Annotated in this window: 12 protein-coding genes; 11 read left to right on the top strand and 1 reads right to left on the bottom strand. The window is 72.4% G+C overall.

The window, feature by feature from the left end; all coding sequences use genetic code 11:
- Positions 1 to 61: 61 nt before the first annotated feature.
- From ABD213_RS11940 to ABD213_RS11890, 11 genes are all read left to right on the top strand, one after another.
- Entirely contained in the window at positions 62 to 988 is a 927-nt protein-coding gene (locus tag ABD213_RS11940; RefSeq protein ID WP_344328793.1) for an ABC transporter permease, read from the top strand.
- On the top strand, positions 981 to 1,958 hold the full coding sequence (locus tag ABD213_RS11935; RefSeq protein ID WP_344328791.1) for an ABC transporter permease: 978 nt from the start codon (positions 981 to 983) through the stop codon (positions 1,956 to 1,958). The genes ABD213_RS11940 and ABD213_RS11935 overlap by 8 nt, the downstream gene beginning before the upstream one ends.
- Entirely contained in the window at positions 1,955 to 3,673 is a 1,719-nt protein-coding gene (locus ABD213_RS11930) for a dipeptide ABC transporter ATP-binding protein (RefSeq protein WP_344328789.1), read from the top strand. The genes ABD213_RS11935 and ABD213_RS11930 overlap by 4 nt, the downstream gene beginning before the upstream one ends.
- 76 nt (positions 3,674 to 3,749) lie before the next feature.
- Positions 3,750 to 4,493, top strand: coding sequence for a hypothetical protein (locus tag ABD213_RS11925; protein WP_344328785.1), 744 nt, complete (start codon positions 3,750 to 3,752; stop codon positions 4,491 to 4,493).
- Positions 4,490 to 6,007, top strand: a complete 1,518-nt coding sequence (locus tag ABD213_RS11920) for a DNA polymerase Y family protein (protein ID WP_344328781.1) — start codon at positions 4,490 to 4,492, stop codon at positions 6,005 to 6,007. Before ABD213_RS11925 ends, ABD213_RS11920 begins: the two co-directional genes overlap by 4 nt.
- A gap of 24 nt (positions 6,008 to 6,031) precedes the next feature.
- Positions 6,032 to 9,520 (top strand): error-prone DNA polymerase, encoded by a 3,489-nt coding sequence (locus ABD213_RS11915; RefSeq protein WP_344328779.1) that lies wholly within the window; start codon positions 6,032 to 6,034, stop codon positions 9,518 to 9,520.
- Between the two features lie 198 nt (positions 9,521 to 9,718).
- Positions 9,719 to 10,396 carry an NUDIX hydrolase gene (locus ABD213_RS11910; protein WP_344328776.1) on the top strand — a complete coding sequence of 226 codons (678 nt, stop codon included), beginning with the start codon at positions 9,719 to 9,721 and terminating at the stop codon, positions 10,394 to 10,396.
- Positions 10,393 to 11,679, top strand: coding sequence for a quinolinate synthase NadA (gene nadA, locus ABD213_RS11905; RefSeq protein ID WP_344328774.1), 1,287 nt, complete (start codon positions 10,393 to 10,395; stop codon positions 11,677 to 11,679). Before ABD213_RS11910 ends, nadA begins: the two co-directional genes overlap by 4 nt.
- The gene (gene nadB, locus ABD213_RS11900; RefSeq protein WP_344328772.1) at positions 11,679 to 13,331 is read left to right on the top strand and encodes an L-aspartate oxidase; all 1,653 of its coding nucleotides are present in this window, start codon (positions 11,679 to 11,681) and stop codon (positions 13,329 to 13,331) included. Before nadA ends, nadB begins: the two co-directional genes overlap by 1 nt.
- Complete coding sequence (gene nadC, locus ABD213_RS11895; RefSeq protein ID WP_344328769.1) at positions 13,328 to 14,206, top strand: carboxylating nicotinate-nucleotide diphosphorylase; 879 nt, start codon at positions 13,328 to 13,330, stop codon at positions 14,204 to 14,206. Before nadB ends, nadC begins: the two co-directional genes overlap by 4 nt.
- On the top strand, positions 14,203 to 15,321 hold the full coding sequence (locus ABD213_RS11890) for a cysteine desulfurase family protein (RefSeq protein ID WP_344328766.1): 1,119 nt from the start codon (positions 14,203 to 14,205) through the stop codon (positions 15,319 to 15,321). Before nadC ends, ABD213_RS11890 begins: the two co-directional genes overlap by 4 nt.
- Before the next feature lie 253 nt (positions 15,322 to 15,574).
- Here ABD213_RS11890 and ABD213_RS11885 read toward each other — a convergent pair.
- Positions 15,575 to 15,878, bottom strand: a 304-nt coding sequence (locus tag ABD213_RS11885) for an integrase core domain-containing protein (protein ID WP_344328763.1), incomplete at its 5' end; no start/stop codon positions are given.

Raw genomic sequence — 15,878 nt, 5'->3', positions numbered from 1 at the left:
CAGTACCTTTGGGTGCTGCCCCACTCCTCGGTGTGGGCGCTCCTCGAGGAGGCACCGAATCATGTGGTGGTACATCGGCCGACGGGCACTGCAGGCGATCCCTGTGCTGCTCGGCTCGACCTTCCTGATCTACGCGCTGGTCTTCCTGCAACCCGGGGACCCCATCGCAGCCCTGTTCGGCGAGAAGCCGGTCTCGGACGCCGTCCGTGACCAGATCGCTGCGCAGTACAACCTGGACAAGCCCTTCATCGTGCAGTGGCTGCTGTACCTCAAGGGCATCCTCACGCTGGACTTCGGCATCGCCTACTCCGGCAGGCCGGTCACCGAGCTGCTCGCCGACGCCCTGCCCGTCACGCTGCGACTGGCCTTCATGGCACTCGTCATCGAGGCCGTGCTCGGCATCGCCGCCGGCTTCTACGCCGGCCTGCGTCGCGGCAAGCTGTTCGACTCCACGATGCTGGTCGTCTCGCTCGTGGTCATCGCCATCCCGATCTTCGTCTTCGGCTTCCTCATGCAGCTCGTCTTCGGCGTGCGGCTCGGCTGGGTGCCCATCACCGCCGGCCAGAACGCCGGGTTCCGCGAGCTGCTCGTGCCGGCCATCGTGCTCGGCCTGGTCTCCTTCGCCTACGTCCTGCGCCTGACGCGGACCTCGGTCGTCGAGAACCTGATGGCCGACCACGTCCGCACCGCCCGCGCCAAGGGCGTGTCGGACCGCGACGTCAACCGCCGGCACGTGCTGCGCAACTCCCTCATCCCCGTGACCACCTACCTCGGTGCCGACCTCGGCACCCTGATGGCCGGGGCGATCGTCACCGAGGGGATCTTCAACATCCCCGGGATCGGCAACCTCGCCTACCAGGCCATCCTGCGTGGCGAGGGCTCCACGGTCGTCTCCGTCGTCACCGTCATGGTGCTCATCTACATCATCATGAGCCTGGTCGTCGACCTCCTCTACGCCGCGCTCGACCCGAGGATCCGTTATGCCTGAGACCCCCCTGCCCGGGCAGGAGCGGTTCGTCGCCCCCCTCGACGAGACCCCCCTGCAGGAGACCGGCGGCGCCATCGACGACTCCCAGCCGCCGGAGAACCAGTGGAAGGAGGCGTGGAAGCTCCTGCGTCGCAACTGGATCTTCTGGGTCTCCGCCGCGATCCTCTCCGTCGTCGCGCTCATGGTCGTCTGGCCGTCGCTGTTCACCGACCTCGACCCGAACCGTGCGGACCTCTCGCGGAGCCTGGAAGGCCCCAGCGGCGGACACATCGCCGGGTTCAACCGCCAGGGCTACGACGTCTTCGCCCGGACCGTCTACGGGGCACGGGCCTCGGTGCTCGTCGGCTTCCTGTGCACGGTGGTGGTCGTCGTCATCGGCGTCATCACCGGCGCGCTCGCCGGCTTCTACGGAGGGTTCGTCGACACGATCTTCTCGCGCCTCGCGGACGTCTTCTTCGCCATCCCGCTGCTGCTCGGTGCCATCGTCGGCCTCTCGGTGGTCAACAACCTCTTCCCGAACCGCGGCTTCTGGGCGGCGATCATCGCGGTCGTCATCGCCCTGGGCGCCTTCGCCTGGCCGCAGATCACCCGCATCACGCGCGGTGCCGTGCTGGAGGTCAAGAACCTCGAGTTCATCGACGCGGCCAAGGCGATCGGGGTCACCCGGCGGCGCAACCTGATGCGTCACGTGGTCCCCAACTCGCTGGCGCCGGTGATCGTCACCTCCACCGTCTCGCTGGGCATCTTCATCGTCGCCGAGGCGACCTTGTCCTTCCTCGGCATCGGGTTGCCCTTCGGCATCGTGTCCTGGGGCAACGACATCGCCGCGGCCCAGGTCCAGGTCCGCTCGGGCAACCGCATGGGCGTCATGTACTGGCCCGCCGGTGCCCTCGCCCTCACCGCCCTGGGGTTCATCCTGCTGGGCGACGCCGTCAGCGACGCCCTCGATCCCAAGAGGAGGAGCCGATGAGCCCCACCCCGCTGCTGGAGGTCAAGGATCTCCACGTCGGCTTCGTCACCGACCGCAAGAAGGTCGTCCCGGCCGTGCGGGGGGCGAACCTCGTCGTCTACCCCGGGCAGACGGTCGCCATCGTGGGCGAGTCCGGGTCGGGCAAGTCCACCACCGCCCACGCCATCATCGACCTGCTGCCCGGCACGGGCCGCGTCACCGACGGTCGGATCCTCTTCGAGGGCAAGGACGTCGCGGGGGCGAGCAAGGGCGACATCCTCGCGCTGCGCGGATCGTCGGTCGGCCTCGTGCCCCAGGACCCGATGTCCAACCTCAACCCCCTCATCCGGGTCGGGAAGCAGATCAGGGAGGCACTCGAGGCCAACGGCGTCGCCAAGGGCAAGGAGGCCGACGCCCGTGTGGTGGAGCTCCTGCAGGAGGCGGGTCTGCCCGACGCCGAGCGTCGCGCGCAGCAGTTCCCGCACGAGTTCTCCGGCGGCATGCGCCAGCGAGCGCTCATCGCCATGGGTCTGGCGGCGCGGCCCAAGCTGCTCATCGCCGACGAGCCCACGTCGGCGCTGGACGTCACCGTCCAGAAGCAGATCCTGGACCACCTGGACCACCTGACCGACACGCTCGGCTTCGCGGTCCTGCTCATCACGCACGACCTCGGGCTGGCCGCAGAGCGGGCCGACCACCTGGTGGTCATGTACAAGGGGCAGGTCGTGGAGTCCGGTCCGGCGCTGGAGATCCTGCAGGACCCGCGCCACCCCTACTCCAAGCGGCTCGTCGACTCCGCTCCGTCGTTGGCCTCGCAGCGGTTGTCCGCCCAGGAGCACCGTGCCGAGGTGCGCGAGCAGGCCGAGTCCGTCGCCGAGGAGGTCGCCGCCGAGGTCGCCTCGCACGGCGACGAGTTCGGCGAGGGGCGCTCGCGCGTCGTGGAGGTCAAGAACCTCACCAAGGTCTTCACCATCCGCGGCAGTCGTCCCGGTGCCTCGACCGACTTCACGGCGGTCGACGACGTCTCGTTCGGCATCCGTCGCGGCACGACGACCGCCATCGTCGGCGAGTCCGGCTCCGGCAAGTCCACCGTCGCACGCATGGTGCTCGGCCTGCTCGACCCCACCTCGGGCACGGTGGAGTTCGACGGCGTCGACATCACGACGCTGAGGTCGACCACCCAGCAGCTGGCGTTCCGTCGCCAGATGCAGCCGGTCTTCCAGAACCCGTTCGCCTCCCTGGATCCCCGGTTCACGATCTACCGCTCCATCGAGGAGCCCCTCGCGACCCACAAGATCGGGTCGAAGGCCGAGCGGGAGGCCAAGATCCGCGACCTGCTGGACAAGGTCTCGCTGCCGGCCTCGGTCATGCGTCGCTACCCCAGCGAGCTGTCCGGCGGCCAGCGCCAGCGCGTGGCGATCGCGCGGGCCCTGGCCCTCGACCCCGAGGTCGTCATCTGCGACGAGGCGGTCTCCGCGCTCGACGTGCTGGTGCAGGCGCAGATCCTGAACCTGCTGAACGACCTGCAGGCCGAGCTGGGGCTGAGCTACCTGTTCATCACCCACGACCTGGCGGTGGTGCGTCAGATCGCCGACGACGTGCTGGTGATGCAGGAGGGTCGCGTGGTGGAGCACGCGCCGGCCGAGGAGCTGTTCGCCTCGCCACGCGAGGAGTACACCAGGGCCCTGCTCGACGCCATCCCTGGTGGGTCCATCCCGCTGGGAGGCGGTCGCTGACGACGAACGACTCGGCGCTCGAGGGGGGAACGGGTGTGCGATTGACACGGTCGAACAAGTGTTCGATCATGGGTGGATGGTCGCCGTCCCCTCCCGCCTCGAGCCCGACGCCTCCGGGCCTCGGCCGGTGCTGGAGGTCGTCGCCGACCTGAGGGCCCGGGTCGACCGCCTGCAGGGGCGCTCGACGCCCGAGCCGCTGCCGGTCCATCCAGGGCTGGCCGGGTTGCTCGAGCCGCGTGCGGGGGGCACCTACACGGTCGCCTCCGCCGGTCTCGCGCTGCTGATGCTGGCCGGACCCTCGGCCGGCGGAGCATGGTGCGGGATCGTCGGGGCCCCCGAGCTGGGGGTCGAGGCGGCGATCGAGCTCGGCGTCGACCCCGCCCGCACCGTCGTGGTGCCCGATCCCGGCCCGCGGTGGCTGGAGGTCACCGCCGCCCTGGTCGACGTCCTCTCCCTGGTGGTCGTTCGGCCGCCCGAGCAGGTGGGACCCGGGCAGGCTCAGCGGGTCGCGGCACGGTTGCGCAGCCGGGGCTCGGTGCTCGTCCCGTGGGGCGCCTGGCCGGGGGCCGACGCCCACCTGAGCGTGTCCGAACCTCGATGGGCCGGCGTCGGGCGGGGTCACGGTCACCTGCGCTCGCGCCAGGTGAAGGTCGCCGTCGAGCGCGGGCGCGCCCCGGCGCGGACCCGCACCCTGTGGTGGCCGGCAGCCGATCTCTCGGTGCGGCCGGTCGGGCCCGGCGAGGACAGGGCGGACCGGAGACCTCCGGATGTCCTCGCGCAGGACGAGGCCCCAGTGACGGACGCGGCGTGGGGTGCATGATGCGCACCCTGGTGGTCTGGTGCCCGGACTGGCCGGTCATGGCCGAGCTCGCCGAGCAGCCGGAGGGGACCCCCGTGGCGGTGCTGTCCGCGGGCACGGTGCTGGCCTGCTCGCCGGGAGCGCGGGCCGACGGGGTGCGCCGTGGCATGCGTCGGCGCGACGCGCAGTCGCGGTCCCCGGAGCTGGTCGTCGCCGAGCACCGGCCCGAGGCGGACGCCCGGGCGTTCGAGGAGGTGCTCGTCGCGGTCGAGGAGCTCACCGCGGGCGTCAGCCCCCTGCGGCCCGGTCTGTGTGCGATCCGGCTGTCGTCGCGGTTCTACGGCGGCGAGGCGGAGGCCGCCGCGGTGGTCGCGGAACGCCTCGTCGCCCTCGGGGTGTGGGACGTCCGCCTGGGTGTGGCCGACACCCTCTTCGCCGCCGAGCAGGCCGCCCGACGTGCCGCGGCCCAGGACTGCCTGGTCGTGCCCGAGGGCCAGGCGCGGGCCTTCGTCGCCGACCTGCCCATCGACGTGCTGGAGGACGCCGAGCTGGTCAGCCTGCTGCGCCGGCTCGGACTCACCACCCTGGGGGCCTTCGCCTCGCTCCCCGCCTCCGACGTGCTCACCCGCTTCGGCTCGCAGGGGGCGGTGCTGCACCGCCTGGCCCAGGGGCTCGACCCCGCTCCCGTGAGCCGCCGCGACCTCCCGCCGGAGCTCGAGCGGCAGGTGGTCTTCGAGCCGGCGCTGGAGAGCAGCGAGACCGTCGCGTTCAGCGTCCGGGCCGCGGCCGACGCATTCGTGGCGCGGCTGGCTGACCGCGGCGTCGTCTGCACCGCGGTCCGCATCGAGGCCGACGTCGACCAGGTGGTGGCCTCCAGTCGCACGTGGCGCCATCCGCGGTGGTTCGGCGGTGCCGACCTCGTCGACCGGGTGCGCTGGCAGCTCGAGGGCGCGGCGCTGGGTGGCCCCGGGAGGGGCATCGACGCCGTGCGGTTCGTCCCGGAGACCACCGAGACCGTCGCCGACCACGCCGACCCTCTCTTCGGTCCGCGGCCGGACGAGCGGGTGGAGCGGGCGGTCGCGCGGGTGCAGTCGATGGTGGGGCACGAGGGCGTCGTCCAGGTGCGGGTGCAGGGTGGTCGTTCCCCGGCCGATCGACGCGCGGCCTCCCCCTGGGGGGAGCAGACCGACCCTCAGCGCGCCCGCCAGGGCCCGTGGCCCGCCTCGATCCCGGCGCCTGCCCCGGCAGTGGTCTTCCCCGTCCCGCGGGCCGCTCGCGTCGTCGGGGCGAGCGGTCAGGTGGTCGGCGTCGACGGTCGCGGCGCCGTCACCTGCGAGCCCACGCGGGTCCGGGTCGAGGAGGAGGGCTGGCAGCCGGTGGCTTCCTGGGCCGGTCCGTGGCCCGTCGACGAGCGGTGGTGGGACGAGGCCTCCGCCCGGCGGGTGGCGCGGTTCCAGGTGGTCGGTGTCAACGGCACGGCCTGGCTCATGCTCGTCGAGAACGGCCAGTGGTGGACCGAGGCCCGCTATGACTGACCGCTCGTCCGCCGGAGGTCCCTGATGGGCTGGAACAACCCCGACGTCCCGTGGCGTGAGCTGGAGGCGCGGTTGTCGGGCCGGCCCACCCACGCACTCCCGCACGACGGTCGGGGCGGCCACGAGCGGCCCCCCGACGGTGGCGACGGCCCGGCCTTCAGTCGCAAGCGCGGTCCCTACACCCCGTCCGTGGACGGTGTCGTCCGTCCCGGTGCGGTGCCGTACGCCGAGCTGCACTGCCACAGCGACTTCAGCTTCCTCGACGGCGCCAGCTCGCCGGAGAGCCTCGTCGAGCAGGCGGCCCAGCTCGGACTGACGGCCGTCGCCCTCACCGACCACGACGGGTTCCACGGCGCCGCGCGCTTCGCCGAAGCCGCCCAGGCCCACCCGGGACTCGCGACGGTCTACGGCGCCGAGCTGTCCCTGGGGCTCACTGGTCCCCAGAACGGCGTCCCCGACCCCGAGGGCAGCCACCTGCTGGTGCTCGCCCGCGGGGTCGAGGGCTACCACCGTCTCGCCGGTGCCATCACCGAGGCACAGCTGGAGGGCGACGAGAAGGGACGCCCGGTCTACGACCTCGAGCGCCTGGCCGAGACCGGGCGTGGTCACTGGCACGTCCTCACCGGTTGCCGCAAGGGATTCGTCCGTCAGGGCCTCGCCGAGAGCCCCGAGGCGGCCGAGCGGGCGCTGCGGCGCCTCGTCGAGCTGTTCGGGTCCGAGCACGTCGACGTCGAGCTCACCGACCACGCCCAACCCACCGACTCCGCCACCAACGACGCCCTCGCCACCCTCGCGCGCCGGGTCGGGCTGCCGGTCGTGGCCACCGGCAACGTGCACGCGGCCACCGTGTCCCGACTGCGCCTGGCCCAGGTGATGGCCGCGGTCCGGGCCCGCCGCTCCCTCGCGGAGATGGACGGCTGGCTGGCCGCGTCGTCACAGGCCTGTCTGCGGTCGGGGCAGGAGATGCAGGCGCGGTTCGCGCGCTACCCCGGTGCGGTGCAGCGGTCGGTCCAGATCGCCGCCGACGTCGCCTTCGACCTGCGTCGCGCCGCTCCGCGCCTGCCGGTCCAGGACGTCCCGCCCGGACACACGCCGATGAGCTGGCTGCGCGAGCTCGTGCGCCGTGGCGCCGACGACCGCTACGCCCACGCCCGGGCCGGTGCCGAGACCCGACTGCAGCGCGAGCTCGCCGTCATCGAGGACAAGGGGTTCGCCGGCTACTTCCTCATCGTCCACGACATCGTCGCCGAGGCGAGGCGGCGCGGGATCCTGTGCCAGGGACGGGGCTCGGCGGCCAACTCCGCGGTGTGCTTCGCGCTCGGCATCACCGCGGTCGACTCCATCCGCTACGGGCTGCCGTTCGAGCGGTTCCTGTCGGCCACGCGCGACGAGGAGCCCGACATCGACGTCGACTTCGACGCCGGCCGTCGCGAGGAGATCATCCAGTGGGTCTACGACCGGTACGGGCGCCGCAACGCCGCCCAGGTGGCCAACGTCATCACCTACCGGCCCAAGTCGGCGGTGCGCGACGTCACCAAGGCGCTCGGCTACTCCGTCGGGCAGCAGGACGCCTGGAGCAAGAGCATCGAGTCCTGGACGCAGGTCACCACCGGGTCCCCGGTCGGGCCCGGGGTCGTGGACGAGTCCGACCGGTCCGACGACCCCGTCATCCCGCCGACGGTGGTGGAGCTCGCGACGGCACTGCTGAAGGCGCCCCGCCACCTGGGCATCCACTCCGGTGGCATGGTGCTGACCGAGCGACCCGTCGGGGAGGTCGTGCCCATCGAGCGGGCACGCAAGGACCAGCGCACGGTCCTGCAGTGGGACAAGGACGACTGCGCGTGGATGGGTCTGGTCAAGTTCGACCTCCTCGGCCTCGGCATGCTGGGAGCCATCCAACGCACGTTCGACCTCGCCGCCGAGCACGTCGGGGAGCAGTGGGACCTCGCGTCCATCCCTGCGGAGGAGCCGGCGGTCTTCGACATGCTGTGCCGGGCCGACTCCGTGGGGGTCTTCCAGGTCGAGAGCCGTGCGCAGATCGGCACGCTGCCGCGGTTGCGCCCGCGCCGCTTCTACGACCTCGTCATCGAGATCGCCCTCATCCGCCCCGGACCCATCCAAGGCGGCGCCGTCCACCCCTACATCCGCCGACGCCTGGGCAAGGAACCCATCACGTACCAGCACCCCAAGCTCGTGCCGGTGCTGGAGCGCACCCTGGGCGTCCCGCTCTTCCAGGAGCAGCTCATGCAGATCGCCATGGCGGTGGGGGAGTGCACCGGCGACGACGCCGACCTCCTGCGCCGGGCCATGGGCTCCAAGCGCGGGGTCGAGCGCATCGAGCGGCTGCGCGAGACGTTGTACGCCGGCATGGAGCGCAACGGCATCGTCGGTGACGACGCCGACGCCATCTACGCCCGCATCCAGGCCTTCGCGAACTTCGGCTTCGCCGAGAGCCACGCGTTGAGCTTCGGCCTGCTCGTCTACGCCAGCGCGTGGCTCAAGCTGCACTTCCCGGCAGCGTTCCTCGCTGCGCTGCTGCGCTCCCAGCCCATGGGGTTCTACTCGCCGCAGTCGTTGACCGCCGACGCCCGTCGCCACGGGGTGCAGGTGCGCCGTCCGTGCATCGCCGCCTCGGCCGTGCACTCCGACCTCGAACCGATCGGTGGTTCGGTCGATGGGGGGCCGGTCCGGGCGTCAGGACTGCCGGGCTGCCGCGAGCGTGACCAGCCGCCACCCTCGGAGTTCGACCCCGACGCCGACCACCGTCTCGGCGAGCACCGCCGCGACGCCGCCCTCGCCGTGCGGCTGGGGCTCACCGAGGTGCAGGGCATCGGGGAGGCCGACGCCGAGCGGATCGTCGCCGCCCGCACCGAGCGAGCCTTCACGTCGATGTCCGACGTCGTGCGGCGCACGGGTCTGGACGTCGCGCAGATGGAGTCCCTCGCCACCGCGGGGGCGTTCGACGTCTTCGGTATCTCCCGACGCCAGGCGTTGTGGAACGCCGGCTACGGCGACGCACCCGACCGGCTCGAGGGCACCGCGGTCCAGGCGCCACCACCGATGCTGCCGGGCATGAGCGACGTCGAGCTCACCGTCGCCGACCTGTGGGCCACGCGCATCTCCGCGCAGGACCACCCGATGCTGCACCTGCGGTCCTTCCTGCGGAGCGAGGGGGTGCTCGCGGTGCAGGACTGCTCGAGCCAGGGGACGGGGCGGCGGATCCGGGTGGCCGGGCTCGTCACCCACCGCCAGCGCCCCTACACCGCCTCGGGGGTGACCTTCCTCAACGTGGAGGACGAGACCGGCATGCTCAACGTCGTCGTCTTCGCAGGGATGTGGGAGCGGTACCGCCGAGTGCTGCGCTCGGCGGCCGGCGTGCTGGTCACCGGCACGGTGGAGAACGTCGAGGGTGCCACCAACCTGGTGCTGGACGACGTCGCCCCGATCGAGTCGCTGTACCCGGACTCGGCCGGGGCGCTGCCGGCCAGGCACCGCTCGCGCGACTTCCAGTGAGGTCTCAGAAGTAGTCGGCGACCTCGACCGGCCCACGGCAGAACAGGGCATCGCACGTGGCGTCGTCGTCCTCCTCGCTGGACCCGTCGTGCCCTGTGTCCGTGCCTGAGCGTCGATCCACTTAGGGTTGCCTAGACCAGAAGTGCCCCGTAGAGTAGGGCTCGCAGTTAGTGTCATTTCCACCTTAAGGAGCGGGCGATGAGCAGCAGCGTCGTCACCGAGCAGGTGAGCCTCGCGGTCTCGACCGTCGTGTTCGCCCTGCGCCCGCACCCCCGTACGGGGGAGACCACGCTGTGGCTGCCACTGGTGCGCCGCATCCGCGAGCCCTACGAGGGGCGCTGGGCGCTGCCCGGTGGCCCCCTCAAGGCCCACCAGGACCTGGCGGCCTCGGCCCGCGAGACGTTGGCCGACACCACCGGCCTCGAGCCCGCCCACCTCGAGCAGCTCTACTCCTTCGGTGCGGTCGACCGGTCGCCGGCGGACCGCGTCGTCTCCATCGTCTACTGGGCGCTCGTGCGGCCCGACGAGGACGCCCGCACCACCGAGACCCCCAACGTCGAGTGGTTCGTCGCCGACGAGGTGCCGCAGCTCGCCTTCGACCACAACGAGATCGTGCGCCACGCGCTCGACCGGTTGCGCGCCAAGATCACCTACTCGCCGATCGCCCTGGCGTTCGTGCCCGACGAGTTCACCCTCGCAGAGCTGCGCGGCGTGCACGAGGCCGTGCTCGGCCGCTGCCTCGACCCGGCCAACTTCCGCCGCCAGGTGCTTGCCGGCGGCACCGTCGAACCGACCGGCACCCACCTGACCGGCACCAGCCACCGACCCCCGGCGCTGTACCGCGCCGCCCCACGAGAGCAGGAGAAGTCCCGATGAGCACCTCCACCGTCTCGGTCAACGACGCCGTCGTGGCCGCCCCGGCACAGACCTGCGACGCCGACCTCGCCGAGCACCCGTCGATCTTCGACCTCGTCCCCGGCTACGGTCCTGGCGCCTCCGAGGGCGACGTCATGCCCGACCCCGTCGTGCGTCCCGGGCAGCTGCCCGCCGCCTACCAGCGCATGAGCGACGACGAGCTGCACGCGCGCATCCGCGCCGCCAAGGAGACGCTCGGCAGCCGCCTGGTCATCCTCGGCCACTTCTACCAGCGCGACGAGGTGGTCCAGTACGCCGACTTCGTGGGCGACTCCTTCCAGCTCGCCAATGCCGCGCTCACCCGTCCCGAGGCCGAGACGATCGTCTTCTGCGGCGTGCACTTCATGGCCGAGACCGCCGACATCCTCGCCCGGCCCGAGCAGCGGGTGATCCTGCCGAACCTGGCAGCCGGCTGCTCGATGGCCGACATGGCCGACGAGGACTCGGTCGAGACCGCGTGGGAACAGCTCATGGCCGCCTACGCCGACGAGCACCTCACCGACGCCGACGGCCGCGAGATCGCCTCGGTCGTGCCCGTCACGTACATGAACTCCTCGGCGGCCCTCAAGGCGTTCTGCGGACGTCACGGCGGCATCGTGTGCACGTCGTCGAACGCCGCCACCGTGCTGGAGTGGGCGTTCGAGCGCGGCCAGCGGGTGCTGTTCTTCCCCGACCAGCACCTGGGTCGCAACACCGCCAAGGCGATGGGCATCCCACTCGAGCAGATGCCGATGGTCAACGCCCGCAAGCCCGGTCTCGGGCTGAGCAGCGAGGAGCTCGCGCAGGCCCGCGTGCTGCTGTGGCCGGGATTCTGCTCGGTGCACAAGCGCTTCACCGTCGCGCAGATCGACAAGGCCCGCGCCGACCACCCCGGCTGCAAGGTCATCGTGCACCCCGAGAGCCCGATGCCGGTCGTCGACGCCGCCGACGCCGCCGGCTCCACCGACGCGATCAAGAAGTTCGTCGCGGCCAGCAGCCCCGGCGACGTCATCGCGATCGGCACCGAGATCAACATGGTCAACCGGCTCGCCGCGCAGTACCCGGACCGCACGATCTTCTGCCTCGACCCGGTCATCTGCCCCTGCTCCACGATGTACCGCATCCACCCCGGCTACCTGGCGTGGACGCTCGACGGCCTGGTCGAGGGCGAGGTCCGCAACGAGATCGTCGTCGACGACGCCACCGCCGCCGACGCGAAGGTCGCGCTGGAGCGGATGCTCGCCGCGCTGCCCAAGGACGCCTGATGACCAGGGTCGTCGTCGTCGGTGCGGGGGTGGCCGGACTCACCGCCGCGCTCGAGCTGGCGGAGCGGCCGGGCGTCGAGGTGACGCTCGTGGCCAAGGCGCCCCTGCGCGAGAGCAACACGCGCTACGCCCAGGGCGGCATCGCCGTCGTCACGGGCGAGCCGGACACCGTCGCGTCGCACGTCGCCGACACCCTCGTCGCCGGTGCGGGCCTGAGCGACGAGCCCGCCGCCGAGGTGCTGTGCGCCGAGGGTCCGGACGCCGTGGCGGCCCTGATCCGCCGCGGGGTGCGCTTCGACGTCGAGGACGGCCAGGTCGCCCTGGGCCTGGAGGCTGCACACGCCCACCCGCGCATCCTGCACGCAGGCGGCGACGCCACCGGTGCGGCCATCGCCGACGGCCTGCTCGCCGCCCTCGGCCGCTCCCGCGTCACCGTCCGGGCCGAGACAACCGTCGTCGAGCTGCTCCGCGACGACCGTCGCGTCACGGGCGTCCGGCTGCTCGGCGGTGAGACCCTGACTGTCGACGCCGTGGTGCTCGCCACCGGCGGCGCCGGCCAGCTGTACCCGTACACCACCAACCCCGCGGTGGCCACGGGTGACGGCATCGCGCTCGCGCTGCGGGCCGGTGCGGTCGCGGCCGACCTGGAGTTCTACCAGTTCCATCCCACCTCGCTCGCCGCTCCTGGCAACCACCTGGTCTCCGAGGCCGTCCGTGGCGAGGGCGCCGTGCTGCTCGACGCCGACGGTCGTCGCTTCATGACGGACGTCCACCCTGACGCCGAGCTCGCCCCGCGCGACGTCGTGGCTCGCGGCATCGCCGCGCAGATGGCCGCGCAGAACGGCGTCCCGGTCCGGCTCGACGCCACCGCCATGGGGGCGGAGTTCCTGGCGCGTCGCTTCCCGACGATCGACGCCGTCGTGCGGTCCCAGGGCTTCGACTGGTCGCGCGAGCCGCTGCCCGTCACCCCGGCGGCGCACTACTTCATGGGTGGCGTGCGCACCGACGTCTGGGGACGCACCTCCGTGCCAGGACTCCTCGCCGTCGGCGAGGTGGCTTGCAACGGCCTGCACGGCGCCAACCGGCTCGCCTCCAACTCCCTGCTCGAGGGCGCCGTCTACGGCCGCCGGGTCGCGCGGGCCGTCCTCGACGAGGCCGACCCCCACGAGGCCGACACCTCGAGGTCGTTCGGTGAGCAGTGGGCCGAGCCGCTCGTGCTCGAGCGCACCGCCGGGACCGTCCAGGGCAGCCGGGCCGACCTCCAGCAGCTCATGTGGGACGCCGCCGGCCTCGTCCGCGACGGCGAGGGACTCGCCGAGGCCGCCGATGCGCTGGCTCAGTGGCGAGTGCCCGAGCCCGTCGACGCCAAGGCCGCCGAGGATGCCGCTCTGCTGCTCGTCGCTCGCGCCGTCGTCGCCTCAGCCGCCGTCCGCACCGAGTCGCGCGGCGGCCACCACCGCACCGATGCTGTGCCGGTGTCCCGCCCGGGGCCCGGGACCCCCGCAGTGTCTTCTCCCCGCCCGGGGCCCGGGGCCCCCGCCGTGTCCGATTCCCGCCCAGGGCCCGGGACCCCCGCAGTGTCTTCTCCCCGCCCAGGGCCCGGGACCCCCGCCGGGGCTCCCGCCGTGCACTCCGGTGTGGTGCTGCGATGAGCGCGCCGCTCTCGAGGGCGGAGATCCGTCGCGTCGTCGAGGCCGCAATGGCCGAGGACGCGCCCTTCGGCGACGTCACCGTAGCCGCGCTGGTGCCGGCCGACGCCGTTGCGGTGGCTCACCTCGTCGCCCGCGAAGCCGGGGTGCTCGCCGGGGCCGAGGTCTTCGAGGTCGCCATGACGTCCGTCGACCCCACCGTCGTTGTGACGCTCCACGCCGTCGACGGTGACACGTTCCAGCCCGGCGACCGGCTCGCGAGCGTCGAGGGTCCGGCCCGTGCGGTGCTGCAGGCCGAGCGGGTCGCCCTCAACCTCGTGGCGCGGATGAGCGCCGTCGCCACCTTGACGGCGCGGTACGTCGCCGAGGTCGCCGGCACCGGGGCGCGGGTCGTCGACACCCGCAAGACGACCCCCGGCCTGCGCGCCCTCGAGCGACACGCCGTGCGCTGCGGCGGCGGCCACAACCACCGCTTCTCCCTCTCCGACGCCGTCATGGCCAAGGACAACCACCTGGCCCTGCTCGACGACGTCACCTCCGCGTTGCGCGAGGCCGCCGAGCGGCTGCCGCACACCACGCACATCGAGGTCGAGGTCGACCGGCTCGACCAGGTCGAGCCCGTCCTCGCCTCCGGCGTCGTCGGCACGATCATGCTCGACAACTTCTCCCTCGGCGACCTGCGCACGGGCGTCGAGCAGGTCGCCGGTCGCGCCACGATCGAGGCCAGCGGCGGCATCACGCTGGAGACCATCGGCGACGTCGCCCGCACCGGCGTCGACGTCATCAGCGTCGGCGCCCTCACGCACGGCGTCCCGGCGATCGACCTGGGGCTCGACGTCGACGTCCGCCTCGGAGGCTCCGGGGGAGCGGTCTCGTGATCTACCTCGACGAGGCCGCCACCGCTCCCGTGCGCCGCGAGGTGCTCGCCGCGATGGGCCCCTACCTCGGCCCGGCGTTCGGCAACCCGTCGAGTCGGCACGCGACCGGTGAGGTCGCGGCCAGGGCGCTCGACGACGCCCGTCGAGCCGTCGCCGACGCCCTCGGCGCCCGGCCGGGCGAGATCGTGTTCTGCTCCGGCGGCACCGAGGCCGCGAACCTCGCCGTCAAGGGCATCGCGCTGGCGACGCCGAGAGGTCGGCACGTCGTCGTCAGCGCCGTCGAGCACCCGGCCGTGCTGGAGTCCGCACGCTGGCTCGGCCGGCTCGGCTTCGAGGTCACCGAGCTCGACGTCGACTCCGACGGCCTCGTCCACCCCGAGACGCTCGCCGCTGCACTGCGCGACGACACCACGGTCGTCAGCGTCCAGCACGCCAACAACGAGGTGGGCACCGTGCAGCCGGTCGCCGAGCTCGCGGCCGTCGCGGCGGAGCGTGGCGTCCCGTTCCACACCGACGCGGTGCAGACCGCGCCGTGGCTCGACCTCACCGTCGACCGGCTCGGCGTGCAGGCGCTGAGCCTGTCGGGCCACAAGCTCGGCACCCCAAAGGGGATCGGCGCGCTGTGGGTGCGGCGCGGCGTGCCGCTCGAGCCGATCGTGCACGGTGGCGGGCAGGAGGCCGGCCGTCGCTCGGGCACCGAGAACGTCGCCGGCGCCGTCGGACTCGCCACCGCGCTCGGGTTCGTCGACCTCGCGAGGGCGGTCGAGGTCGCGGCCCGCCGCGACGTCTTCGTCGATGATGTCCTCGCCCGTGTCCCCGGCGCCCGGCTCACCGGTCATCGCACCGACCGCCTCCCTGGTCACGCCTCGTTCGTCCTGCCCGGACGGTCGGGGGAGTCGGTGCTGCTCGACCTCGACCGGCACGGCGTCGCCTCCTCCAGCGGCTCGGCGTGCCACGCCGGCAGCGACGAGCCCAGCCACGTGCTCACCGCCATGGGGTTCGAACGTGAGCTCGCGCAGACGGCGGTCCGGTTCAGCTTCGGACCTGCCGTGTCCGCGGATGACCTCCGCGCTGCAGCCGAGCTGTTCACCACCGTCGCCGGTGCGAAGGCATAGGGCTCGACGATTCTCAGCCGTTCGCTGATGCAGGACGAGCGTGGCCTGGTGATGAGAAGGGGTAGCGGCCGTCAGCGACTCTGAGCGCGGTGCTGGAGCGGCTGAGGCCGAGCACTTTGGCCGTCCTCGTCAGCGTGTCCGGGTGTGTGCGGTACGAAGGGTGGTCGTCCGACGCGATGTTTCCTTCTCTAGGGCTTCCGGAGCACGGGTTGGGGTGACAGGTCGACGTCTCTGGTGTTGCCGGTGATGGTTGTCAGGCAGCAGTCTGCCGGGTGCGGCGGCTCAGTTGCTTCTTGACCTGGACCGGGGTGCGGCCGGCCATGTAGTCGCCGTGGTTGGGTCGGTGGTGGTTGTAGTCGACCACCCAGGCTTGCAGGGACCGATCGAGCAGGTCGATGTTCTCGACGCGGCCGCGGTGGAAGTGGGGCCGGTAGAACTCGCGCAGCACGGTGCCGTGGAACCGTTCGCAGACCGAGTTGTGGTTCGGCGAGCGGGGCGGGATCCGGTGATGAACCAGACCCAGGTCCTCGACGCGGGTCCTGAACGCCTTGCCGGTG

The organism is Aeromicrobium halocynthiae (genome assembly GCF_039531385.1).
Taxonomy (GTDB): domain Bacteria; phylum Actinomycetota; class Actinomycetes; order Propionibacteriales; family Nocardioidaceae; genus Aeromicrobium; species Aeromicrobium halocynthiae.
This window is presented reverse-complemented; position numbering and strand designations above follow the sequence as displayed.